The organism is Klebsiella sp. X1-16S-Nf21, assembly GCF_002837615.1.
Taxonomy (GTDB): domain Bacteria; phylum Pseudomonadota; class Gammaproteobacteria; order Enterobacterales; family Enterobacteriaceae; genus Klebsiella; species Klebsiella variicola.
In genome coordinates this window covers 1-22,564 of record NZ_PJDK01000082.1, presented here as the reverse complement: position 1 = coordinate 22,564, position 22,564 = coordinate 1, and the positions used below count along the sequence as shown (strand labels likewise).

The window sequence follows — 22,564 nt, the reverse complement described above, 5'->3', positions numbered from 1 at the left end:
ATTAATCACGCTAACTGGTGAAACATAAAACACAGATCATGAATAATCTGCCGCTGCTAAATGATTTACGCGTCTTTATGCTGGTCGCTCGCCGGGCCGGGTTCGCCGCCGCCGCCGAAGAGCTTGGCGTATCACCGGCGTTCGTCAGCAAGCGGGTTTCGCTGCTGGAGCAAACCCTGAATGTGGTGTTGTTGCACCGGACCACCCGCCGCGTCACCATTACCGAGGAGGGGGAGCGGATCTACGAATGGGCGCAGCGCATTTTGCAGGATGTCGATGAGATGATGGACGAGCTTTCCGACGTACGTCAGGTGCCGCAGGGAACGCTGCGTATTATCAGTAGCTTCGGCTTTGGTCGCCGGGTGGTGGCCCCGGCGCTGTCGGCGCTGGCCCTTCAGTACCCGCAGCTGGAACTGCGTTTCGATGTCCAGGACCGGCTGGTGGATTTAGTCAATGAAGGGGTGGATCTCGATATTCGCGTGGGCGATGATATCGCGCCGAATCTGATTGCCCGCCAACTGGCGGCCAACCACCGCGTGCTCTGCGCCTCGCCGCAATTCCTTGCCCGCCATCCACCGCCGAAACAGCTGAGCGATCTGGCCGCCTTACCCTGCCTGGTGATTAAAGAACGCGATCATCCGTTTGGCATCTGGCAGTTGCACAGCAAAGAGGGGCAGCATGCGATCAAGGTGACCGGGCCGCTGTCGTCCAACCATGGTGAAATTGTGCATCAGTGGTGTCTGGACGGGCAGGGGATTGCGTTACGTTCATGGTGGGACGTCCGGGAGAATATCGCCAGCGGCCATCTGGTGCATGTGCTGCCGGAATTCTTTCAGCCTGCCAACGTCTGGGCGGTCTATGTCTCCCGGTTGGCGACGTCGGCTAAAATTCGCACCACCGTGGAGTTTCTGCGCCACTACTTTCAGCAGCACTATCCGCAGCATGAGCCGACGGCCAGCGCCGTCGGCAGAGGCGATTAAACCCCAAGGCGGTCGCGCAGGCTGTAGTAGGCGGCGCCCATGGCGGTAAAAGGAATGCGCAGGCTGCGGCCGCCCGGGAACGGGTAGTGCGGCAGTTTGGCGAAGGCGTCGAACCGCTCGGCGTCGCCGCGCAGCAGCTCTGAAATCAAGCGTCCGGCAAGGTGGGTACAGGTCACGCCGTGGCCGCTGTAGCCCTGCATGTAGTAAATATTGTTATCGAGACGCCCGAACTGCGGCATCCGCGACAGGGTCAGCAGGAAGTTGCCGGTCCAGCGGTAGTCAATTTTCACCCCCTGCAGCTGCGGGAAGGTTTTCAGCAGCTTCGGCATAATCAGCCGCTCCACGTCGTCCGGATCGCGCGCGCCGTAGACCACGCCGCCGCCGTACAGCAGACGGTTGTCGCCGGTCAGACGGTAGTAGTCCAGCAGGTAGTTACAATCTTCCACACAGTAGTTTTTCGGGATCAGCGAGCGGGCGACCTCTTCCGACAGCGGAGCGGTAGTGACCACCTGGGTGCCACACGGCATGCTGCGTTTCGCCAGCTCCGGCTCCAGTTTATCGCCAAGATAGGCGTTGCCGGCGACGATCACGTAGCGCGCGGTGACCTGGCCGCGCGCGGTGCTGACCACCGCCGGGCTGCTGTGCTGGATGCGGGTGACCGGCGACTGCTCATACACCCGGCCGCCGTTCAGGCGAATGGCGTCCGCTTCACCGATGGCGAGGTTCAGCGGGTGAATATGGCCGCCGCTGTGGTCAAGCAGGGCGCCGACGTAGCGGTCGCTGTCCACTTCGCGACGAATGGCCTCTCTGTCCAGCAGCTCCAGTTGGGTGTTGCCGTAGCGCTCCCAGTTGGCTTTCTGCTCTTCCAGGGTTTCCAGCTGTTTATGGTTCATCGCCACGAACAGGCCGCCCGGGCGGTAATCGCACTGGATCTGGTAGCGCTGGATGCGCTCGCGAATAATATCGCCGCCTTCGAACATCATGCTGCCGAGCATTTTGGCCGCATCCGGGCCGTAGTTCTTTTCAATGACGTCGATATCGCGGCTATAGGAGTTGACCAGCTGACCGCCGTTACGGCCGCTGGCGCCGAAGCCGATGCGCGCCCCTTCCAGCACCACCACGTCGTAGCCCATTTCGGCCAGATGCAGAGCTGAGGAGAGGCCGGTGTAGCCGCCGCCGACGACGCAGACGTCACAGTTGATGGATCCCTCCAGCGTCGGGAACGGTTCATACTTATTGGCGCTGGCGGCGTAGTAGCTAGTGGTATGTTCAGTCATGATCAAGACTCCAGGGCAATCCAGATGGTTTTCAGTTCGGTGAATTTTTCCAGCGCGTGCAGCGATTTATCGCGCCCGTTGCCGCTCTGCTTGTAGCCGCCGAACGGAACGGTCATATCACCATCGTTATAGTTGTTGACGAAGACCGAGCCAGCCTTCAGGCGACGGCTCATGCGGTGGGCGCGTGACAGATCGCGGGTCCACACGGCGGCGCCGAGACCGTAGTCGCTGTCATTGGCAAGCAGCAGCGCCTGTTCTTCGCTTTTGAAGCGCGTGACCACCAGTACCGGGCCGAAGATCTCTTCCCGGCTGAGGGTCGATGCAGGGTCGACGTCAACGAAAATGGTCGGGCCGACGGCGGCAGGCCACGGATTTTTCCGTCCGTCGAGGAACAGCGTGCTTTTGGCTTCGCCACCGCGGATAAAACTGTGCACGTTGTCGGCATGGGCGTTATCAATCAACATGCCCATGGTGGTGTCCGGATCGAGCGGGTTACCCGGCTGCCAGTGTTGTGCTTCGGTTTTCAGCCGCGCCAGAAACTCGTCAGCGATGCTCTCCTCGAGCAGCAGACGGGTCCCGGCGATGCACACCTGGCCCTGGTTATAGAAGATGCCGCCGGCGGTGGCGCTGACCGCTTGTTGCAGATCCGGGCAGTCGGCGAAGACGATGTTGGCGCTCTTGCCGCCCGCTTCCAGCCACACGCGCTTCATATTGCTGTCGCCGGCGTCTTTCAGCAGCTGCTTGCCGGTGCGGGTGGAGCCGGTAAAGGTAATGACTTCAACATCAGGATGCAGGGCCAGCGCCTGCCCGGCCTCGTGACCAAAGCCGCTGACCACGTTCAACACGCCGTCCGGCAGGCCGGCCTCTTTCGCCAGCCCGGCCAGACGCAGGGCGGTGAGCGGCGATTTTTCTGAGGGTTTGAGGATCACGCTGTTGCCCGCCGCCAGCGCCGGGCCGAGTTTCCAGCAGGCCAGCAGCAGCGGGAAGTTCCACGGCACCACCGCGGCGATCACGCCAATTGGTTCGCGAACGATCATCGCCAGCTCGTTGCTGCCGGTGGGGGCCACTTCGCCATAGACTTTATCCAGCGCTTCGGCATACCAGCGAATGGCGCGGGCGGCGCCGGGAATATCGTCGCGCAGGCTGTGGCGAATCGGTTTGCCGGTATCCAGCGTTTCCAGCAGCGCCAGCTCTTCACGATGGGCCTCCATCAGATCAGCAAAGCGAGTGAGGATCGCTTTACGCTGTGCGGGGGAGGCCTGCGACCAGTCGCCATTATCAAAAGCCTGGCGCGCGGCCTTCACCGCCCGTTCGACGTCGGCTTTTTTACCGCGGGCGACCTGCGCTAATGTCTGCTGCGCGGCAGGGTCGATAGTTTCAAAGGTGGTATTATCGGCCGCGGCGCAATATTCGCCGTTAATAAATAAGCGCGTTTCAATGGCCAGGTTTTTCGCTTTTTCCTGCCAGTAAGCCAGGTGCTGAAAATTCATCATGACTCCTTAAAAACATTATCGGCACATTAATCAGTTCGGCGTTTTCAGGCTGCACGGGGGCACTGCGCCGGGCGCAGGGCATAATGTATCCCCGGAGTTGAATACCGTTTTATTCCCCTGAATGGCGACAGGTTGTTTACAACCCGAATTATTCAGGAGCGAGTCGCCATTCACTGGCGTTAATTATTTCGGGGCCAACAGGAAATAATATTCCGTACGGCGCAGGCGTAATTACTACGATTTCTTCGCCGCGACGAAAATAGATTTTCCGCCGCGACAGGCCTGAAGAAAGCCTGAACCTCGTTCAGGCTAAATAATCAGAATGTGGTGGGGGTGTGGGCACTGATGATGCGGCAGATGCCTGCCGAGGTGTTGCTGAAGCTGTGCGGGATGCCGGTATTAATGGCATAGCTCTGTCCAGCCACCAGGTGATACGACTGACCGTTAATGGTCAGCACGATCTCACCTTCCAGTATGGTGCCTATCTCCTCACCCTGATGCTTAATTCTCTCCCCGGTCGTGGTTCCAGGCTGGTAAGTTTCAAAAATCATCGCCAGCGTACGGTTCGGATTTCCGTTATGAACCAGCTTCATGGAAACGCCCTGACTTCCCATCTCAATCAGGTCATCCTGATTAATGACCACCTGGGGTTCGTCCGGCTTTTCGGGTTCAGAAAAGAATTCCGAGAGCGACAGCCCATAGACTTTCAGCAGCTTTTGCAGCGTACTGATGGCAGGACTGACTTTGTCCTGCTCTATGGTGCTGATGGCACTATGTGTCAACCCAGACAGTTCGGCGGCACGACGCTGTGAGAGACCCAGCTGTTGGCGGATCTCTGACAGACGTTTCCCTGGCGCCAGTCCGTCATCGCTCATATTTGCATTTCCTTAACGGTAGTGGTCAGCGCCGCCGCTTTTCAGCATGATGGCCCTGACAGGCGGTGATAAAACCATCAAACAACATACGTGACAGGGCGTATTCGCTACTGTTCCATTCAGGATGCCACTGTACGCCCAACGCGAAAGGATGATCGTTCACGCTGACCGCTTCCACCAGTCCATCCGGCGCTCGCGCCTCCACGCGCAGCTGCGGACTCAGGGTTTTTGCCCCTTGCCCATGTAGCGAGTTTACCCAAAACGTGTTGCAGCCCGGTATCAATTGCGACAGCAATCCTCCTTCCTGAACCTCAACCTGATGGGACGGCGCATACTGCTGTTCGACGGGCAGTTCAGGATCTTCACGATGTTCAAGGAGCTCAGGCTGCTCGAACAGACGACGATACAGAGTCCCGCCGGTGGCGACAACCAGTTCCTGCAGTCCACGACAGATGGCGAAAATGGGGATGCGCCTTTCGAGCGCGGCGTTAATCAGCGCCATGCTCAGAAGATCACGCCCGGGGTCGGCGTCAGGCTCATCGCCGTTTTCACCATAAAGGTGCGGCTGCACATTACTGGGGCTGCCTGGCAGGTAAATCCCGTCCAGTTTATCGACTAACGCGTTCAGCAGCTCCGGCTCCGCCAGCGCATGCGGCAGGGCGATCGGCAGTCCGCCGTGGTTAACAATGGCATTCAGGTACTTTTCTTGCAGAGTCTGGGTCTGGTGACCCTTAAGCCTGTTTCTACACATCACGACGCCAATAACTGGCTTGTACATTATATTTTCCATGATCGCCCTCACAAAGTGGACTAAATTATGACCGCTATAGCGGGTTTAACGGCCATATCGTTCAATATTTTCTCAATCTAGCAGTGGAAATAGCCCTTTGCAAACTTAATTTAACATTTGACAAACAATTTATTTGCATACACAGTCGATGGGGTGGACATTATATTTAACGGTCTGAGCACAGGACCGAAACCCAACCAACGGCGGTGAATCATGGAAACCAATATCGTAGAAGTTGAGAACTTTGTTCAGCAGACGGAAGAGAGACGGGTCAGCGCGTTCGCGAAAGAAGTGAAGCGCTACCTCGAAACCTACCCCGATACCCAGTATGTCGATGTCCTCCTTACCGACCTGAACGGCTGCTTCCGCGGCAAGCGCATTCCGGTTGCCGGCCTGAGCAAACTGGAGAAAGGCTGTTATTTCCCGGCCTCGGTGTTTGCAATGGATATTCTTGGCAATGTGGTGGAAGAGGCCGGCCTGGGTCAGGATATGGGCGAACCGGATCGCAGCTGCATTCCGGTACCCGGCACCTTAACGCCTTCGGCGGCTGACCCACAATCGATAGCCCAGGTACAGCTGACCATGGTTGATGAAGATGGCGCTCCCTTTGACGTTGAGCCGCGGAACGTACTCAACCGCCTCTGGCAGCAGTTGCGCCAGCGCGGGCTGTTCCCCGTGGTAGCGGTAGAGCTGGAGTTCTATTTACTGGACCGCAAACGCGACGCCGAAGGCTACCTCCAGCCGCCGTGCGCGCCGGGCACCGACGATCGCAACACCCAAAGCCAGGTCTACTCCGTCGATAACCTGAACCACTTTGCCGACGTGCTTTATGACATCGACGAGCTGGCCAAACTGCAGCTGATCCCCGCCGACGGCGCGGTGGCGGAAGCCTCGCCGGGCCAGTTTGAAATCAACCTTCACCATACCGATAACGTGCTGGATGCCTGCGATGATGCGCTGGCGTTAAAACGTCTCGTGCGTTTAATGGCGGAGAAGCATAAGATGCACGCCACTTTTATGGCGAAGCCTTATGAAGAGCATGCGGGCAGCGGGATGCACATCCACATCAGCATGCTGAACAATAAAGGGGAAAACGTGCTGGTGGACGGCGACGGGGAAGACTCTGTGCTGCTCAAACGCGCGCTGGCCGGGATGATCGATCTGATGCCGGCCTCGATGGCGCTGCTGGCGCCGAACGTGAACTCGTATCGCCGCTTCCAGCCGGGGATGTACGTCCCGACGCAGGCTTCGTGGGGGCATAACAACCGCACCGTGGCCTTGCGTATTCCGTGCGGCGAGCGGCAGAACCACCGCGTCGAGTATCGCGTGGCGGGGGCGGACGCCAACCCGTATCTGGTGATGGCGGCGATTTTTGCCGGCATTCTGCACGGGCTGGATAACCCCCAGCTGCCTTTGCAGGAAGAGGTGGAAGGTAACGGTCTGGAACAAGAGGGCCTGCCGTTCCCGATCCGCCAGAGCGATGCGCTGTGGGAGTTTATGCAGAACGATCATCTGCGCGAGCGCCTCGGTGAGCGTTTCTGCCACGTTTTCCATGCCTGTAAGCATGATGAATTACTGCAGTTTGAGCGTCTTATCACAGAAACCGAAATTGAGTGGATGTTGAAAAACGCCTGATGGTCGCCCCGCGAGGGGCCCATGAGTTTGGTAATCAGTAGCATCATACGGCCTGAGCGGAGCCTGGTCGTCCTTTTTGCTGGGAGCCCAGCCATTTCCCGGATGTCGCGTTAAGGAGCGCAGGCGGCAACGGGGCTTCAGTTAACGACACAGTGTGTGACGAGGAAATGAGATGATGCAGATGTTCAAATATCCGCAGGGAGAGGGAGGCCGCTCAGGCCGCATGGAATGCCAGCCAGCTACCGCTCACCGGTCCGTCTTACCCTTTTATCTATGCCTTACCCCTTTGCTAAGCAGGTTTGTCACGCGGACGTTGGGTCCGCAAACTGTTAACAGCAAGGGGGGAATGGGCGATGGCTATTAATCTTCCTGCGCATAACGCCGCTCAGGCGGGCAGACCACGCCTGCGTAAATCCCTCAAACTCTGGCAAGTGGTGATGATGGGGCTGGCCTATCTGACGCCGATGACGGTGTTTGATACCTTCGGCATCGTCTCCGGCATCAGCAATGGCCACGTACCGGCGTCTTATCTGTTGGCGCTGGCCGGGGTGCTGTTCACCGCCATCAGCTACGGCAAACTGGTGCGTCAGTTCCCGGAAGCCGGTTCCGCCTATACCTACGCGCAAAAATCCATCAGTCCGCACGTCGGTTTTATGGTCGGCTGGTCGTCGCTGCTCGATTATCTGTTTCTGCCGATGATCAACGTCCTGCTGGCGAAGATCTATCTCTCGGCGCTGTTCCCGGAGGTGCCGCCATGGGTGTGGGTGGTCACCTTTGTCGCCATTCTGACCGCCGCGAACCTGAAAAGCGTTAACCTGGTGGCCAACTTCAACACCCTGTTCGTGCTCGTGCAGATTTCGATCATGGTGGTGTTTGTCATTCTGGTGGTGCAGGGGCTGCACAAAGGCGAGGGGGTGGGGACCGTCTGGTCGCTGCAGCCGTTTATCAGCCAGAATGCGCATCTGATCCCGATTATTACCGGCGCGACGATTGTCTGCTTCTCGTTTCTCGGCTTCGACGCGGTGACCACGCTGTCGGAAGAGACCCCTGACGCCGCACGGGTGATCCCGAAAGCGATTTTTCTTACTGCGATGTACGGCGGCATTATTTTCATCGTCGCGTCGTTCTTTATGCAGCTGTTCTTCCCGGATATTCATCGCTTTAAAGACCCCGATGCCGCGCTGCCGGAGATTGCGCTGTACGTGGGCGGCAAGCTGTTCCAGTCGATTTTCCTCTGCACCACCTTTGTTAACACCCTGGCATCGGGCCTGGCCTCGCATGCCAGCGTCTCCCGTCTGCTGTACGTGATGGGCCGCGACAACGTCTTCCCGGAGCGCATTTTTGGCTATGTGCATCCGAAATGGCGTACCCCGGCGCTGAACGTGATTATGGTGGGTATTGTCGCGCTGTCGGCGCTGTTCTTCGACCTGGTGACCGCCACGGCGTTGATCAACTTCGGCGCGCTGGTGGCGTTCACTTTCGTAAATCTGTCGGTGTTCAACCACTTCTGGCGGCGCAAGGGGTATAACAAAACCTGGAAGGATCGGCTGCACTATCTGCTGTTGCCGATGGTCGGCGCGTTGACGGTGGGCGTGCTGTGGATCAACCTCGAGGCCACCTCGCTAACGCTTGGTCTGGTGTGGGCGGCGCTTGGCCTGCTGTACCTGGCTTACCTGACCCGACGCTTCCGTAAACCGCCGCCGCAGTTCGATGCCACCAAAGCGGAGCAGGCCTGGGAGTCATAAACGTTTGATACTGCGCTTGAGCGAAGGCAGGCCCACAGGCCTGCCTTGGTTTTTGGTTCGGTAAGGGACAGTACAGGACGGTAAAGAAATCAGCAGAAAACGGCGGGGAACGGAAGGTATTATTTCTTCTTTTTATGGACAGGTAACTGACTGGCGCGCCGCTCTTTGAGGTACGACACCAGGCTGTAGATGGCGACGCCCAGCAGCGCCACCGCGACGATAAAGAGAATAAGACCCGACATAGACCAACCTAATGTTCTGTTTAGAAAGGGAAAAAGATACAGGGCTCTGTTTGAAGATAACATCGGGATATGTCTGAAAGATGACGCCTCATCGCGAGAATATCCGGCGGCGGGGTTGTGATAAAATATTTCCCGCAGGAATGTGACCGCCCGGGTTTCACCTGAAAGGATGTAACACTCCGTTAAGTGATTTTACAGAAGTGCGGCGTACAGCGGGTTACGCTGACCGCGAATAAGAACGATCTGAGAGTCAGTCATGTATAAGAAATCCCTCAGCCTGCTGGGCGTGGTGCTGGCGCTGTCTGCCTTTGCCAGCCAGGCTGAAAGTGAACGTCAGGCGAGCCGCGAGCAGATCGTGGAGCAGGTCCTCAAGCCGTGTGAAGGCAAAAAAGCGGGCGATAAGGTGGTGATCATCGATCGCCGCGGCGGCGAGCACGAGGCCATTTGTACCCTGACGGCGGTTCCGCTACCGGAGTAATGCCCGCCGCAAGGTGCCGCTTAGCGATACCGCGGCGCAGGCTGTCCGGTTCGTGCGCTGGTAAACAGCGCCAGTCTGGACTGCTCAAAAGCCTCCCATAGTCCCAGGTCATGAACCGGTGGTAAGGTGACCTGTTCCCCCATCTCCAGCCCCCTGAGAGCGGCGTCCACCAGATCCTCTGTGGTCATCACCGTGCCGGTGGGCAGGGCGTTCAACGCCACGCCGGAGGTCGGCCAGAGATCGGTGGCGGTCGCCGCCGGCAATACCGCCTGAATACGCACGCCGCTGTCGGCAAACTCATCCTGCAGACCGCGGGTGAAGCTCAACACCCAGGCTTTACTGGCGCTGTAGACCGCGCTACCTGGCAGCGTATGTAGCGCGAGGATGGAGGCAATATTAATGAGCGTTCCCCGGCGTCGTGGGATGAAAGCGGCCAGCGCGGCATAGCTCAGGCGCAGCAGCGCCGTGGTATTGAGCGTATGAATCGCCTGGTGCTCCCGCGGCGTACTGGCGAGAAAACCCGCCATTTTCGCGGTGCCGGCGTTGTTAATGAACAGGTCGATGGCGGGATCCTGCTGCAGACGCTGCTCTACGGCGGCAATCCCGTGCTCTTCGCTAAGATCGGCTTTGAGGATGCTGGCCTGGATGGCGTAGCGCGCCTGCAGCTGGTCGGCGAGCGCCAGCAGCCGGTCTTCACGACGGGCGGCGAGGATCAGGTTGTAGCCGCGGGCGGCGAGTCGTTCGGCATAGATCGCGCCGATACCTGAGGACGCGCCAGTGATAAAAGCAGTGTGCGATGGTTGGGTCATGAGAATTGCCTCGTAAAAGGTTGCATTATTAAACCAAATTCAGCATGAGATATTAGGTTTAATAATGCAACCATTTTGTCCGGACTTTTTCATTTTTGCCTGCCGCGGGCAGCGTTTAGTCGTTCAGCGGAATAGCGATGGTGATGTCTGCCGGGGCCAGCTCACGGCCATCCGCCGCCTGCAGGACCAGCTTACGCAGGGGCTGGCGCTGCTGACGGTCAATGAGCCGGGTCGCCGGTTCGTCGGGCTCGAACAGATAGTCGTCTGCCCACTGGGAGAGGGCGACCAGCACCGTCTGCAGGGCACGGCCCTTGTCGGTCAGGACATACTCCTGCCAGGCGCTGCCATCGGAGGCCGGCTGCAGGCGCAGGATGCCTTCATCCACCAGCATTTTCAGCCGCCCGGCGAGCATGTTTTTGGCAATACCGAGGTTTTTCTGGAATTCGCTAAACCGGCGCACCCCGCGTAGAGCATCGCGGACGATCAGCAGCGACCACCAGTCGCCGATAACATCGAGGGAGCGGGCGATAGGGCAACAGCTGTTTTCCAGACGGGTACGTTTCACGAAAGCCTCCAGGTTAATTGTTTCATTATAAAACTCTTTGCCCGGCAGGGGAAATTTTCGGCTACGGTCTAAGTTTGCGAGCGATTACCAGGAAAAATGTCATAAATCCGTCACAATTAATGCGATGATAATAAACGACTAAGGATGAAGGGATGAAAAAACGTCTACTTGCCGCCGCCGTTGCCGGCGCGGTGATGTTATCCGCTGGCGCTCAGGCGCAGGACTCGGCCGCCCCGGAGGGGTATCAGCTGCAGCAGGTGCTGATCATGAGCCGTCACAACCTGCGTGCGCCGCTGGCCAATAACGGCAGCGTGCTCGAGCAGTCCACCGCCAAGGCCTGGCCGCAGTGGGATGTGCCGGGCGGCCAGCTGACCACCAAAGGCGGCGTGCTGGAGGTGTATATGGGCCACTATATGCGCGAATGGCTGGCGCAGCAGAAGCTGGTGACCGGCGGTGAGTGCCCGCCGGAAAACGCGGTTTACGCCTATGCCAACAGCCTGCAGCGCACCGTCGCCACCGCGCAGTTCTTTATCACCGGCGCGTTCCCGGGCTGCGGTATCACGGTGCACCATCAGCCGCAGATGGGCACCATGGACCCGACCTTCAACCCGGTTATTACCGACGACTCCCCCGCGTTTCGCGAGAAAGCGCTGCAGGCGATGGAAAAAGAGCGTCAGGGGATGCAACTGACCGAGAGCTATAAGCTGCTGGAGACGATGATCGATTACCGCAACTCGCCCTCCTGCAAAGAGAAGCAGGTCTGCTCGCTGAGCGAGGGTAAGGATACCTTTAGCGCCGGTTATCAACAGGAGCCGGGGGTTTCCGGCCCGCTGAAGGTGGGCAACTCGCTGGTGGACGCCTTCACCCTGCAATATTATGAAGGCTTCCCGAAAGACCAGGTGGCGTGGGGGGAAATCACCAGCGATAAGCAATGGCAGGTGCTGTCGAAGCTGAAAAACGGCTACCAGGATAGTCTGTTTACCTCGGTAGCGGTGGCACAAAACGTCGCCAAACCGTTGGTTAAATATATCGATAACGCGCTGGTGGGCGAGGAGGCCAACAAGGCGAAAGTCACGCTGCTGGTGGGGCACGACTCGAACATCGCCTCGCTGCTGACGGCCCTGGACTTTAAGCCTTATCAACTACCTGGCCAGTACGAGCGCACGCCCATTGGCGGCAAACTGCTGTTTCAGCGCTGGCATGACAGCGCCGGTAATCGCGATCTGATGAAGATTGAGTATGTCTATCAAAGTACTGAACAGCTGCGTAACGCCGACGCGTTAACCCTGCAGGCCCCGCCGCAGCGGGTCACCCTGGCGCTTAACGGCTGCCCGGTTGACGATCAGGGATTCTGTCCGCTGGAGACCTTTAAAAAGGTGATCAACGAGGCGGCGAAATAATGTAAAAAACCCGGAGCAATCCGGGTTTTTTAGCAGGTTAGGGCGAGACCTGGCGGAAATAAACGTCCTAGACGTTTTTACGCTCAATCGTCTGTTCACCCCAGAACAGCGCATCTTTATCGGTTTTGGCAAAGGCCAGCGCCAGCACTTCGTCGCTGCCTTCCTCCCAGATTTGCTCCGCCAGTTTTTCATCGTAGTGGGCGACTTCGAAAATCGCCTCGGCGATCTCCGGCGAGGTGTTACGTAAACTTGCCCATTCGCCGACGCGATGTGCTTTTGCTTCTTGAGTTGGCATGTTACTCCTCCTGCAGAAGATTAGCCGTGGACTTTAACGGCCAGTTTGGCGACATGTTCGCCCTGATAGCGGGCGATGGCTAACTCTTCCTCGCTCGGCTGACGCGAGCCGTCTCCGCCGGCGATGGTGGTCGCGCCATAAGGGGTACCGCCGCGGACCTGGGAAATATCAAACAGCTCCTGGGCGCCGTAGCCGATCGGGACGATGATCATGCCGTGGTGGGCCAGCGTCGTCCAGGTCGAGGTAATGGTTTGTTCCTGTCCGCCGCCGGTGCCGGTTGAGCTGAATACGCTGGCGATCTTGCCGTACAGGGCGCCGGACGCCCACAGACCGCCGGTTTGATCGAGGAAGGTGCGCATCTGACCGGACATGTTGCCGAAACGAGTTGGGGTACCAAAGATGATGGCGTCATACTCTGCCAGCTCCTGCGGCGTGGCGACGGGCGCGTTTTGCGTTTTCCCGCCTGCTTTGGCAAATGCTTCAGCCTGCATGGTTTCCGGCACGCGCTTCACAACCACCTCAACGCCATCCACCCGGTTTGCCCCATCGGCGACGGCGTGAGCCATGGTTTCAATGTGTCCATACATGGAATAATAAAGCACCAGAATTTTAGCCATTTCCATCACTCCTCGGTTGCGTTATAAGCCAGCCAAATGGCTGGTTACCTTTAAAGATAAAGCCTCCGCCGGAGAGTGCAAATCCAACGGGCATTTATTTGATTTATAACAAAATGACAAAGCGTTATTTACTTTTCCTTGCACCGCGCGGCCTGAAAGGGAGAGAAGGAGGAAGCGTTGCGCCTGCCATTTTGGCTGGTGTGGCAAGGGTGTAGCATCAGGATACATTTTTGCCGACTATTTTTTCTCCGCCAGCAGAGCAGGTTAGAACCCGTACGCGCCGCGAGGGGGCTTTTTTCGCCCGGGTTTGTTTCTGGATATTTCATTTGCCGCCGTCAGCGGCAGTTATTCACTAACCTTATAGATACGCGGTAAGACAGCGGCATCGTCGCTCCCGCGTAATGCACTATGATGTCTAACCTAATGGAGGTCAGTAATGGCAAACCATCGTGGCGGTTCTGGCAACTTTGCTGAAGACCGTGAAAGAGCATCAGAAGCAGGACGTAAAGGTGGCCAGCATAGCGGGGGGAATTTTAAAAATGACCCTCAGCGCGCCTCAGAGGCTGGCAAAAAAGGGGGTAAAAACAGTCACGGTAGTCGTGAAAGTTAACGCGCGACTCGCACTGTTCTCTTTGATGCGGTGTTAATCTCCCCGACCCAACCGCATCGCCCTCGCCGCCGGCATCTGCCGGCGGTTTTTTTATCTGTCGGTGGTTGCGCTCCCGCCAGGCGGATTGCACACTGGTCGCCCGTTAATCGTCATGGCTGCCTTATGTCTTCGTTAAAATTCTCCATTACCCGCCAGGAAGCTCTTCTCATCATGATCACCATGTTCTGGGGAGGGACGTTCCTTGCCGTGCAGTATGCGGTGAGCCTCAGCGGGCCGCTGTTTTTTGTCGGTCTGCGTTTCGCGACTGCCGCGCTGGCGGTGGGCCTGCTCTCGCTGCGCACCCTGCGAGGGCTGACGTGGCTGGAGGTGAAGGCGGGGGTGGCGATTGGCGTGGCGATTGCGCTGGGGTATGGCCTGCAGACCTGGGGACTGCAGTCGATCTCCAGCAGTAAATCTGCCTTTATCACGGCGATGTATGTGCCGCTGGTACCGCTGCTGCAGTGGCTGTGCCTGGGTCGTATGCCGGGGGTGATGTCCTGCGTGGGGATTGTGCTGGCGTTTATCGGTTTGATCCTGCTGGCCGGGCCGGAAAATAATCTGCTGGCGCTTGGCGTGGGGGAGATGATTACTCTGGCGAGCGCGCTGGCGATCGCGGCGGAGATTATCCTTATCAGCGCCTGGGCCGGGAAAGTCGATGTCCGCCGGGTGACGGTCGTGCAGCTGGCGACCGCGTCGCTGGTGGCTTTCGCCGCCATGAAGCCGGCGGGTGAGGCGGTTCCGCCGTTGACGCCGGCCCTGCTCGGCGTCGCGCTGGGGCTGGGGATTTTCAGCGCGATCATTCAGGTGACCATGAACTGGGCGCAGCGCAGCGTCTCGCCGACGCGGGCCACCCTTATCTATACTGGTGAACCGGTATGGGCCGGTATTTTTGGCCGGCTGGCCGGTGAGCGTCTGCCGCTGCTGGCTCTGCTCGGCTGCGTCTTGATCCTCGCAGGGGTGCTGGTGAGCGAGCTGAAGTGGAAGCGCAAGTCGCCGCCGCAGGTTTCCACAAACGACGATGCGCAGCCGCTCACGGACCTGGCCGATCGCCGCGAGCCATAATTTTACGCTTCTGATCCTACAGCGGCGCTTATCCTGGCTGGCCTACTCGTCCGGCTCTGATTGTCTCCAGGCCCGCGCCAGCGCAGCGCCGCCGGGCGATGGCATCAGGCACGGCGTCGCTTTTATGCCGGGTGGCGGCTGCGCCTTACCCGGCCTACAACCCCAACTCACCGCTGGCGTAGGGGCTGCTGAAACTGCCGTTGTTGGCGGCCTCAAAATCGCTGAGACGTTCCCGGAAGGCCGGGGCAGCCCGCATGGATGCGGGCTGAGGGCCGTGTTTTGCAGGGACGCTGCCTCGGCCCGACCCGAAGCCTGCAGGGATAAGTCGAAGGCACCACGCAGTGGCGATGTTGCTGGCCGGAGCCCGGGGGTACAGGGGGCGGCGGCGACTGGCCGCCCCCTGTGCGCTCCCTGCGCCATAAGAGACATAACGCAGAAGACCTATCGGGAGCGCCATCTGCCCGGAAATAACACAGAACAACCGTTTTTCCGGGGCGAAACCGTTGCAAACCGATAACCGTATCAAATTATCCAGCCCTGACGGTCAGTCGGCCCACGCCAGCGCAGTGCCGCCGGGCGGTCAGGCTCCGTACCTGCGGCGGTGCCGGATGGCGGCATAAATGCCTTATCCGGCCTACAGGCTCACACCAGCCAGGCCCACGCGCCAACACCGCGCTAATGTGGCTTACACCGGCGTTACCCTGGCCTCCTTCGCCTCGCGCGTCCCGCGATGAAGCAGCGCGTGCAGCAGGATCGCCCCGAAGGTGGCCGTACCAATTCCGCCCAGCGTAAAGCCGCCCAGCGACAGCGCGAAATCGCCGGCGCCCAGCACCAGGGTCACCGACACCATGATCAAATTGCTGTTCTGGCTGAGGTCGACGCGGTTTTGCACCCAGATCCGCGCCCCGGCGACCGCGATCAGGCCAAAGACCACGATCGAGGCGCCGCCGATCACCGGCCCGGGAATGGTGTGGATTAATGCGCCAAACTTCGGCGAGAAGCCGAGCAGCATCGCGATCAGCGCCGCGGCGACAAAGACCAGCGTCGAATAAACCTTGGTCACCGCCATGACGCCAATGTTCTCCGCATAGGTCGTGACCCCGCTGCCGCCCACCGAGCCGGAGAGCATGGTCGCCAGCCCGTCGCCGACGAAGGCGCGCCCCATGTACGGGTCCATATTGCGCCCGGTCATCCCGGCGACGGCCTTCAGGTGCCCGAGGTTCTCGGCCACCAGGATCACCGCGACCGGCGCAATCAACATCATCGCCTGACCGTTAAAGGATGGGGTGGTAAAGTGCGGCAGCCCGAACCACGCCGCCTGGGCGAGGGGGGAGAAGTCCAGCGGTTTGCCAAGGCCAAAGCCGTTAGCCAGCAGGGCGTACAGTGCGCAGGCAACGATCAGGCCGACCAGGATCAGCAGACGCTGCAGCATCCCGCGGGTAAATACCGCGACTATGCCGATGCAGAGCACGGTCAACACCGCCATCCAGCTGTCGAAGGCGCTGGCGGAGACGCTGCGCACGGCAATCGGCGCCAGGTTCAGGCCGATTGCCATCACCACCGCGCCGGTCACCACCGGCGGCATCAGGCGCTCGATCCAGCGGGTGCCGATCTTCATCACCACCAGACCAATCAGGGTGTAAACCAGCCCGCAGGCGATGATCCCGCCAAGGGCGACGCTCAGATGAGGGTTCAGCCCCTGGCCGTTAAAGCCGGTAATGGCGATCACCACCCCGACAAAAGCGGCGCTGGAGCCGAGATAGCTCGGCACCCGTCCGCCGGTGACGACAAAGAACAGCAGAGTGCCGACGCCCGACATCAGAATCGACAGGTTGGGGTCGAGCCCCATCAACAACGGCATCAGCACCGTCGCACCGAACATCGCAACGGCGTGCTGCACGCCCATCACCAGCGTTTGTCCGGCCGACAAGCGTTCATCGGGGGCGACAACGCCGGACTCAGCGGCGGGGGAGGTCAACTTCCAGCGAGGAAAATCGAAGAGTGCCATGATGATATCCCGGGTTAAAGGTTAACAAGCGGGTCGCGTAAGCGTGTGATAACCGCGGTCAAACCACATCAGTCCCCGGGGCTCCGGGTGACGGGTAATGGCCACGACGTGACAAAACAGGATGTCGTGCGTGCCGACGCTGACGCGCTGGTCGATGCGGCAGTCGAAGCTGACCAGCGCCGCCTCCAGCCGCGGACAGCCGGTGGCGCCGGTCTGCCAGTCGGCGGCGGCAAAGCGCTCGTCCATTGCCGTTTTACCGCCAAACAGCGTCGACAGGGCCTCCTGTCCGGCCGCCAGGGTATTGACGCACAGCGTGTGGTGTTCGCTGAACACCGGCCACACCGAGGCCGAGCGGTTCAGGCAGACCAGCAGGGTCGGCGGCGTGTCGGTAACGCTGCAGACCGCGCTGGCGGTGAACCCCGCCCGGCCCGCCGGGCCATCGGTGGTAATAATGTTAACCGCGGCGCCGACGTGGGCCATGGCGTCACGAAAATTCGCTTTGTCCGCTAACTCCATCGCCAACTCCTTATGCCAGCAGGCAGGCTTCATCAAAGGACAGACGCGGCAGGCGACCATACAGCTTGCCGGGGTCGCCATAGCCGATGTTCACCAGCAGGTTGCTTTTCCAGCCGTTGTCGGCAAAAAACGCCGCGTCGACTTTTTCCCGGTCAAAACCGGACATCGGCCCGGTGTCGAGGCCCAGCGCGCGGCAGGCGAAAATCAGGTACGCCGCCTGCAGCGAGCTGTTGCGAAACGCGGTCTCTTCCGCCAGCTGCGGGCTGGAGGTAAACCAGCTGCGGGCGTCACCGTGGGGAAACAGGGTCGGCAGCCGGTCGTAGAAGGCGCTATCCCATGCCACGATGGCGGTCACCGGCGCCTGCATGGTTTTCTGCAGATTGCCGCTGGAGAGCGTTGGGCGGAGCTTCTCTTTGCCTTCCGCGCTGCGGACGAACACGATGCGCGCTGGCGAACAGTTGGCGGAGGTGGGCCCCATTTTCATCAGGTCCCAGATGGCCTGCAGTTGCGCGTCGCTCACCGGTTTATCGAGCCAGCCGTTGTGGGTACGGGCCTGGGTAAACAGCGTCTCGCAGGCCGTGTGGTTTATCGCGTCGTTCATCGGATCTCCCTGGCGACCGGCAGCATAGCGGCCAGCCCGTCGCGTAAAATGGTATTAAAGGTATCGGCGTCGGTGACGTTACAGGCATGGCCGCCCCACGGCATCTCCACACGCTGGCTGCCGGGGATCGCCGTCTGCAGCACGCGGGAGCAGGAGGCCGGGACCAGCAGGTCGTCAGCGGCGCTGACAATCAGCGTCGGGCAGGCGATGGCCGCCGCACGGCGTGAAAAATCAGCCTGCTTCAGAGCCTGCAGCCGCTTCAGCAGATTCTCTTTGCCCTGAAAATGGCTGATGGCAAGCGCATCTTCCGCTTCGAGGCGCGGCAGGCGCGCGGCCATCCATTCCGCCGGGTAGAGAAACAGCGGTTGCGCTTCAACCCACGCCTGCGCGCCGCCGGCATGCAGTAGACGCTCGCGCACCAGGAAGCAGCGGCGGGTGTGTGGCGACAGCGTCAGCCAGCCGTTGACCAGCACCAGGGCGCTCACCGCCTCGGGGCGATCGAGCGCCAGCTGCAGGCCAATCAGCGCCCCCAGGGCGTGGCCCACCAGCGCAAAGCGGGTGATCCCCGCCGCCTGCAGGGCGCTGAGCAGCTCCTGGGCCATCGTCGCCATGCTGTAGTCGGCGGGCAGCGGGCCGGCGTTTTCCCCGGTCCCGTTATGGTCATAACTCACCAGCTGATACTGTGCCTCCAGCGCCGCGCGCTGCGCCAGCCAGTAGCCGCCGCCGCCGCCCAGACCGGCGCTGAGGACCACCACCGGCGCGCCGGGCCATGGGGCTGGAGCAATATTGAGCCTCATCATGTCGGGGTGCCGATATGGGCGACGCTGGCGATTTCCACCAGCGCATCAGGCTTCACCAGTCCGCACTGAATGCAGAAGCGGGCCGGTTTATCGCCGGGGAAGAACTCGGCGTAGACCTCGTTAATCGCGGCGTAATTTGTCCAGTCGGTGATAAAGATGCTGTTGAAAGTCACATCCGCCATACTCCCGCCCGCCGTTTCGATAACGCTCTTGATGGTCTCCAGCACGTGGCGGGTTTGCGCCTTTGGGTCGCCGATGTGCACCACATTGTTTTGCTTATCAAACGGCAGGGTGCCCGAGACGTAGACCACCCCGTCGGCGAGCGTTCCCGGAACAAAGGGGGCAATCGGCGTGGTGGTGCCTGGCGGAATAATCACCTGTTTAGGCATAACGTTTCTCCTTGGCTAAAGACAGCGGGGTGGCGGGGGACAGCGCGTGGCAGAAGCTCTCGACGTCGCTGACCCAGCCGAAAAAGGTTTCAATATTGAACAGCGCCGCCTGCTGGGCGAAGGCCGGGCCGGCCTGATGGGTGGCATCCTCCAGCACGATGCCGAAGTATTCGAGAAAGAAGCCATCGCGCAGCGTCGATTCGACGCAGACGTTGGTAGCGATCCCGGTGAACACCAGGTGGCGTATGCCGCGGCTGCGTAAAATGCTGTCGAGCGGGGTGTTAAAGAAGCCGCTGTAACGCGGTTTCGGCAACACGATATCGCCTTCCTGCGGCGTCAGCTCATCCACCAGCTGATAATCCCAGCCGCCTTTCGCCAGCAGCTTGCCCTGCAGCTCCGGACGCTGACGCATCGTTTTCAGCGCGTTGGATTTGTGATAGTTCGGCGAGCCCGGGCCGCCAGCTTCAACATACTGGTCATCCCAGCCATTCTGGAACCAGATAATCAGCATGCCCGCGGCGCGGGCGGCGGCGACGGCGGTATTAATATTGTCGATAACCGGCCGGGTGGCGGAGACGTCAAAGCCGGCGAGATCCAGATAACCGCCCTGACTGGCGTAGGCATTCTGCATATCGACCACAATCAGCGCGCTCTGCTGCGGCGCGAAGGTCAGGGATTCCGGGCGAGCGGGAAGGGTAATCATCAGGCCACCTCACGGGTAACAGGAGCAATGTGGTCCCGGCAGCGCATCAGCGGCTGAATGCGTTCGCCAAAGGCGTCGATGCCGGCAAGAAAATCATCAAAGGTCAGCAGCACGCCGTCGGTGCCGGGCACGCTCGCCACTTCATCGAGCATCCGCGCGATGCTGGCATACGATCCGACAAGGGTGCCCATGTTAATGTTGACCGCCGAGGTGGGGTCGGCCATCTGGCGCACGTTGGTATCGCTGCCGGAGCGGGTGTCTTTCTGACTCTGCTCGGTGAGCCACGCCAGCGCTTCTTCATCGGCGCCCGCTTTGTAATGTTCCCATTTGGCGCGCGCCGCCTCGTCGGTTTCGTCGGCGATCACCATAAACAGCACATAGGACCCCACGTCGCGGCCGGTTTTTTCCGCCGCCTGTATCATGCGTGCGGCGGTTGGGGCAAAGGCCGTTGGCGTGTTGACTCCTTTGCCAAAGCAGAAGTTGTAGTCCGCGTGCTGGGCGGAGAAGGCCATACCGGCATCGCTCTGCCCGGCGCAGATCACCTTCATCGGCTGCGAAGGGCGCGGGCTGACCCGGCAGTCGTTCATGGTGAAGTAATCACCTTTGAAATCGCTGCGCCCGGTGCCCCACAGGTCACGGAGCACCTGAACGTATTCGGTGAGATAGTCATAGCGGCTGGCGAAATAGTCATCTCCCGGCCACATGCCCATCTGGTCATATTCCGGTTTTTGCCAGCCGGTCACCAGATTGACGCCAAACCGGCCGCCGGAGATGGAGTCGATAGTGGAGGCCATTCGGGCGACAATCGCCGGCGGCAGCGTCAGGGTGGCGGCGGTGGCGTAGATCTGGATCTTCGAGGTCACCGCGGCCAGGCCGGCCATCAGGGTGAAGGACTCCAGGTTGTGATCCCAGAATTCAGTTTTCCCGCCGAAGCCGCGCAGCTTGATCATGGAGAGCGCGAAGTCGAAATGGTAGTGCTCGGCCTTCTGCACGATAGCCTTATTCAGTTCGAAGGTCGGCATATACTGCGGGGCATGGGTGGAGATCAGCCAGCCGTTGTTGCCAATGGGAACGAAAACACCAATTTTCATACCTACCTCTCTGCAGTCATGGAAGATGGAGTTGCGGTGGTGCGGCATCCTGCCTCTCCCTGGACCACCTCGCAGAAGAGCTAAAGCAAACGCGATGCCAGTTTTATAAATGCTAATGTTATTAATGTGTTACTTTTGAGTTGCTAAAAAGGACGATAAAAAAGTGGACTGGATGGTCAAAATCAGTGCACGAAAAAACGGCAGTCATGCGCAATCAGGGTGCACGGGGTCGTGTCGGCGCGGGGCTTTTGCTATGCTGGTGGCGTCAACTGAAGGAGAGGATGTATGGCACAGGGCGCGGTGAAGAAAAACGGCAAACGTTCACAAGCGGTCAGCGCCAAAAAGGAGGCCATCCTGGCCGCCGCGCTGGAGGCATTTTCGCAATTTGGTATTCACGGTACGCGACTGGAGCAGGTGGCTGAGCGCGCCGGGGTATCGAAAACCAATCTGCTCTATTACTACCCTTCGAAAGAGGCGCTGTATGTGGCTGTCCTGCAGCAGATCCTCGCCATCTGGCTGGCGCCGCTGAAGGCGTTTCGCGAGGATATCAGCCCGCTGGTGGCGATCCGCGAATATATTCGCCTGAAGCTGGAGGTGTCCCGCGATCACCCCCAGGCCTCGAAGCTTTTCTGCCTCGAGATGCTGCAGGGGGCGCCGCTGCTGATGGGCGAACTGACCGGGGACCTGAAAGCGCTGGTCGATGAGAAATCGGCGATTGTCTCCGGCTGGATCGACCGCGGCAAGCTGGCGCCGGTCGATCCGCAGCATTTAATCTTTATGATCTGGGCCACCACCCAGCATTACGCCGACTTCGCCACCCAGGTGGAGGCGGTCACCGGCGCCACGCTGCAGGATGCGGCCTTTTTTGAACAAACGGTCGATAATGTCCAGCGGATGATTATCGAAGGCATTCGCGTCCGTTAATTGGCCGGCGGCAGCGGGCAGCTTTGATCGCCATCCTCGCACTGCAGCAGCGAGGCGAGGAAAGACTCCCGCTCCACGCTCTTATCGGTCATGCACTGGCTTATCAGCATCGGCTGCATGCTGCCGCCTTCGGCGCCGGACGCGAGAAAGGCGCAATCGGCGTCGCGCAGGGCGATCCATGCCTGCTGCGCCTGCTTCAGTAATGTTTGTTGTTTACCCACCGCCCGCTGCAGGGCCTGCTGCCAGGTGTCATTCAGTTTTTTGTCGGCCGCCTGATACTGCGCGGCCGCGCACTGATTCATTTCGGTTTGGGTATTGGCGTTGCTGCACTCGTCCGCCAGCGCCGCGCCGCTGGCCAGCAGGGCCATCACGGCAAATAACGTGCGTTTCATTGTTCTGCTCCCATAAAAAAGGCTCCCGTCCGGGAGCCTTAATTAAACACAGCTGACGTCGGCTGTCATTAGCTGATCACAGCGCCGATTTTCCGGATGGAGGCGCACAGCGCCTTATCCGGGCTACCTCGTTGTATTGTTATGTTGTCGGGTGGCGCTACGCTTACCCGACCTACAATACAGGCCGTCCTCCGTGCCATGAGACAGGTAGCCCCGGTAAGCGCAGCG

Annotated in this window: 26 protein-coding genes; 8 read left to right on the top strand and 18 right to left on the bottom strand. The window is 59.7% G+C overall.

What is annotated here, in order from left to right:
- Positions 1-17 precede the first annotated feature (17 nt).
- Complete coding sequence (locus tag CW267_RS25615) at positions 18-980, top strand: LysR substrate-binding domain-containing protein (protein WP_008805923.1); 963 nt, start codon at positions 18-20, stop codon at positions 978-980.
- On the opposite strand, the gene CW267_RS25610 is transcribed toward CW267_RS25615, so the two are convergent.
- The 4 genes from CW267_RS25610 to puuD all read right to left on the bottom strand — a co-directional run bounded on the left by CW267_RS25610 (position 977) and on the right by puuD (position 5,403).
- A complete protein-coding gene (locus tag CW267_RS25610) occupies positions 977-2,257 on the bottom strand; it encodes an NAD(P)/FAD-dependent oxidoreductase (protein ID WP_008805924.1) in 1,281 nt (426 codons plus the stop codon). The genes CW267_RS25615 and CW267_RS25610 overlap by 4 nt on opposite strands.
- A gap of 2 nt (positions 2,258-2,259) precedes the next feature.
- The gene (gene puuC, locus CW267_RS25605) at positions 2,260-3,747 is read right to left on the bottom strand and encodes an aldehyde dehydrogenase PuuC (protein ID WP_042947836.1); all 1,488 of its coding nucleotides are present in this window, start codon (positions 3,745-3,747) and stop codon (positions 2,260-2,262) included.
- Positions 3,748-4,067: 320 nt separating this feature from the next.
- The gene (gene puuR / locus CW267_RS25600) at positions 4,068-4,625 is read right to left on the bottom strand and encodes an HTH-type transcriptional regulator PuuR (RefSeq protein ID WP_002898590.1); all 558 of its coding nucleotides are present in this window, start codon (positions 4,623-4,625) and stop codon (positions 4,068-4,070) included.
- A 25-nt stretch (positions 4,626-4,650) separates the two neighbouring features.
- Entirely contained in the window at positions 4,651-5,403 is a 753-nt protein-coding gene (gene puuD / locus CW267_RS25595) for a gamma-glutamyl-gamma-aminobutyrate hydrolase (protein ID WP_162494428.1), read from the bottom strand.
- A gap of 225 nt (positions 5,404-5,628) precedes the next feature.
- Between puuD and CW267_RS25590 the strand changes: the two genes are divergently transcribed.
- Entirely contained in the window at positions 5,629-7,050 is a 1,422-nt protein-coding gene (locus tag CW267_RS25590; RefSeq protein ID WP_008805927.1) for a glutamine synthetase family protein, read from the top strand.
- 353 nt (positions 7,051-7,403) lie between these two features.
- Positions 7,404-8,795, top strand: coding sequence for an APC family permease (locus CW267_RS25580; protein WP_008805929.1), 1,392 nt, complete (start codon positions 7,404-7,406; stop codon positions 8,793-8,795).
- Positions 8,796-8,914: 119 nt separating this feature from the next.
- On the opposite strand, the gene CW267_RS25575 is transcribed toward CW267_RS25580, so the two are convergent.
- The gene (locus CW267_RS25575; protein WP_002898600.1) at positions 8,915-9,037 is read right to left on the bottom strand and encodes a small membrane protein; all 123 of its coding nucleotides are present in this window, start codon (positions 9,035-9,037) and stop codon (positions 8,915-8,917) included.
- Positions 9,038-9,293: 256 nt separating this feature from the next.
- Between CW267_RS25575 and CW267_RS25570 the strand changes: the two genes are divergently transcribed.
- Positions 9,294-9,515: a hypothetical protein gene (locus tag CW267_RS25570; RefSeq protein WP_023297351.1), complete on the top strand. Its 222-nt coding sequence runs from the start codon at positions 9,294-9,296 to the stop codon at positions 9,513-9,515.
- Positions 9,516-9,535: 20 nt separating this feature from the next.
- On the opposite strand, the gene CW267_RS25565 is transcribed toward CW267_RS25570, so the two are convergent.
- Together CW267_RS25565 and CW267_RS25560 are read right to left on the bottom strand one after the other, a co-directional pair.
- Positions 9,536-10,324: an SDR family NAD(P)-dependent oxidoreductase gene (locus tag CW267_RS25565; protein ID WP_008805931.1), complete on the bottom strand. Its 789-nt coding sequence runs from the start codon at positions 10,322-10,324 to the stop codon at positions 9,536-9,538.
- A gap of 115 nt (positions 10,325-10,439) precedes the next feature.
- Positions 10,440-10,889, bottom strand: a complete 450-nt coding sequence (locus CW267_RS25560; RefSeq protein ID WP_012542276.1) for a winged helix-turn-helix transcriptional regulator — start codon at positions 10,887-10,889, stop codon at positions 10,440-10,442.
- Positions 10,890-11,041: 152 nt separating this feature from the next.
- On the opposite strand from CW267_RS25560, the gene agp reads away from it, so the two are divergent.
- Complete coding sequence (agp, locus tag CW267_RS25555) at positions 11,042-12,289, top strand: bifunctional glucose-1-phosphatase/inositol phosphatase (protein WP_012968594.1); 1,248 nt, start codon at positions 11,042-11,044, stop codon at positions 12,287-12,289.
- Positions 12,290-12,356: 67 nt separating this feature from the next.
- Here agp and CW267_RS25550 read toward each other — a convergent pair whose 3' ends face one another.
- The 3 genes from CW267_RS25550 to CW267_RS31760 form a co-directional block, all read right to left on the bottom strand.
- Positions 12,357-12,584, bottom strand: coding sequence for a YccJ family protein (locus CW267_RS25550; RefSeq protein WP_008805934.1), 228 nt, complete (start codon positions 12,582-12,584; stop codon positions 12,357-12,359).
- Between the two features lie 20 nt (positions 12,585-12,604).
- The gene (gene wrbA, locus CW267_RS25545; RefSeq protein WP_008805935.1) at positions 12,605-13,201 is read right to left on the bottom strand and encodes an NAD(P)H:quinone oxidoreductase; all 597 of its coding nucleotides are present in this window, start codon (positions 13,199-13,201) and stop codon (positions 12,605-12,607) included.
- Positions 13,202-13,418: 217 nt separating this feature from the next.
- Positions 13,419-13,520, bottom strand: a complete 102-nt coding sequence (locus CW267_RS31760; protein ID WP_224224868.1) for a hypothetical protein — start codon at positions 13,518-13,520, stop codon at positions 13,419-13,421.
- 117 nt (positions 13,521-13,637) lie between these two features.
- Between CW267_RS31760 and CW267_RS25540 the strand changes: the two genes are divergently transcribed.
- Both CW267_RS25540 and CW267_RS25535 read left to right on the top strand, forming a co-directional pair.
- Positions 13,638-13,811 (top strand): general stress protein, encoded by a 174-nt coding sequence (locus CW267_RS25540; protein WP_002898708.1) that lies wholly within the window; start codon positions 13,638-13,640, stop codon positions 13,809-13,811.
- 162 nt (positions 13,812-13,973) lie between these two features.
- Positions 13,974-14,912, top strand: coding sequence for a DMT family transporter (locus CW267_RS25535; RefSeq protein ID WP_008805936.1), 939 nt, complete (start codon positions 13,974-13,976; stop codon positions 14,910-14,912).
- 685 nt (positions 14,913-15,597) lie between these two features.
- Here the strand turns inward: CW267_RS25535 and rutG are convergent.
- From rutG to rutA, 7 genes are read right to left on the bottom strand one after another with little or no spacing between them, the layout of a single operon-like run.
- Positions 15,598-16,920, bottom strand: a complete 1,323-nt coding sequence (gene rutG, locus CW267_RS25525; protein ID WP_008805937.1) for a pyrimidine utilization transport protein G — start codon at positions 16,918-16,920, stop codon at positions 15,598-15,600.
- A 21-nt stretch (positions 16,921-16,941) separates the two neighbouring features.
- On the bottom strand, positions 16,942-17,436 hold the full coding sequence (gene rutF / locus CW267_RS25520; protein WP_063266694.1) for an NADH-dependent FMN reductase RutF: 495 nt from the start codon (positions 17,434-17,436) through the stop codon (positions 16,942-16,944).
- Positions 17,437-17,446: 10 nt separating this feature from the next.
- Entirely contained in the window at positions 17,447-18,037 is a 591-nt protein-coding gene (locus tag CW267_RS25515) for a malonic semialdehyde reductase (RefSeq protein ID WP_008805939.1), read from the bottom strand.
- On the bottom strand, positions 18,034-18,837 hold the full coding sequence (gene rutD / locus CW267_RS25510; protein WP_032701047.1) for a pyrimidine utilization protein D: 804 nt from the start codon (positions 18,835-18,837) through the stop codon (positions 18,034-18,036). The genes CW267_RS25515 and rutD overlap by 4 nt, the downstream gene beginning before the upstream one ends.
- A complete protein-coding gene (gene rutC, locus CW267_RS25505) occupies positions 18,834-19,226 on the bottom strand; it encodes a pyrimidine utilization protein C (RefSeq protein WP_004204505.1) in 393 nt (130 codons plus the stop codon). Before rutC ends, rutD begins: the two co-directional genes overlap by 4 nt.
- Positions 19,219-19,929 carry a pyrimidine utilization protein B gene (rutB, locus tag CW267_RS25500; protein WP_008805941.1) on the bottom strand — a complete coding sequence of 237 codons (711 nt, stop codon included), beginning with the start codon at positions 19,927-19,929 and terminating at the stop codon, positions 19,219-19,221. The genes rutC and rutB overlap by 8 nt, the downstream gene beginning before the upstream one ends.
- Positions 19,929-21,020 (bottom strand): pyrimidine utilization protein A, encoded by a 1,092-nt coding sequence (gene rutA / locus CW267_RS25495; RefSeq protein WP_012542265.1) that lies wholly within the window; start codon positions 21,018-21,020, stop codon positions 19,929-19,931. The genes rutB and rutA overlap by 1 nt, the downstream gene beginning before the upstream one ends.
- Before the next feature lie 285 nt (positions 21,021-21,305).
- On the opposite strand from rutA, the gene rutR reads away from it, so the two are divergent.
- Positions 21,306-21,944, top strand: coding sequence for an HTH-type transcriptional regulator RutR (gene rutR, locus CW267_RS25490; protein WP_004204508.1), 639 nt, complete (start codon positions 21,306-21,308; stop codon positions 21,942-21,944).
- Here the strand turns inward: rutR and CW267_RS25485 are convergent.
- A complete protein-coding gene (locus CW267_RS25485; RefSeq protein WP_012968588.1) occupies positions 21,941-22,336 on the bottom strand; it encodes a lysozyme inhibitor LprI family protein in 396 nt (131 codons plus the stop codon). The two genes, rutR and CW267_RS25485, sit on opposite strands and share 4 nt — an antisense overlap.
- Positions 22,337-22,564: the final 228 nt, after the last annotated feature.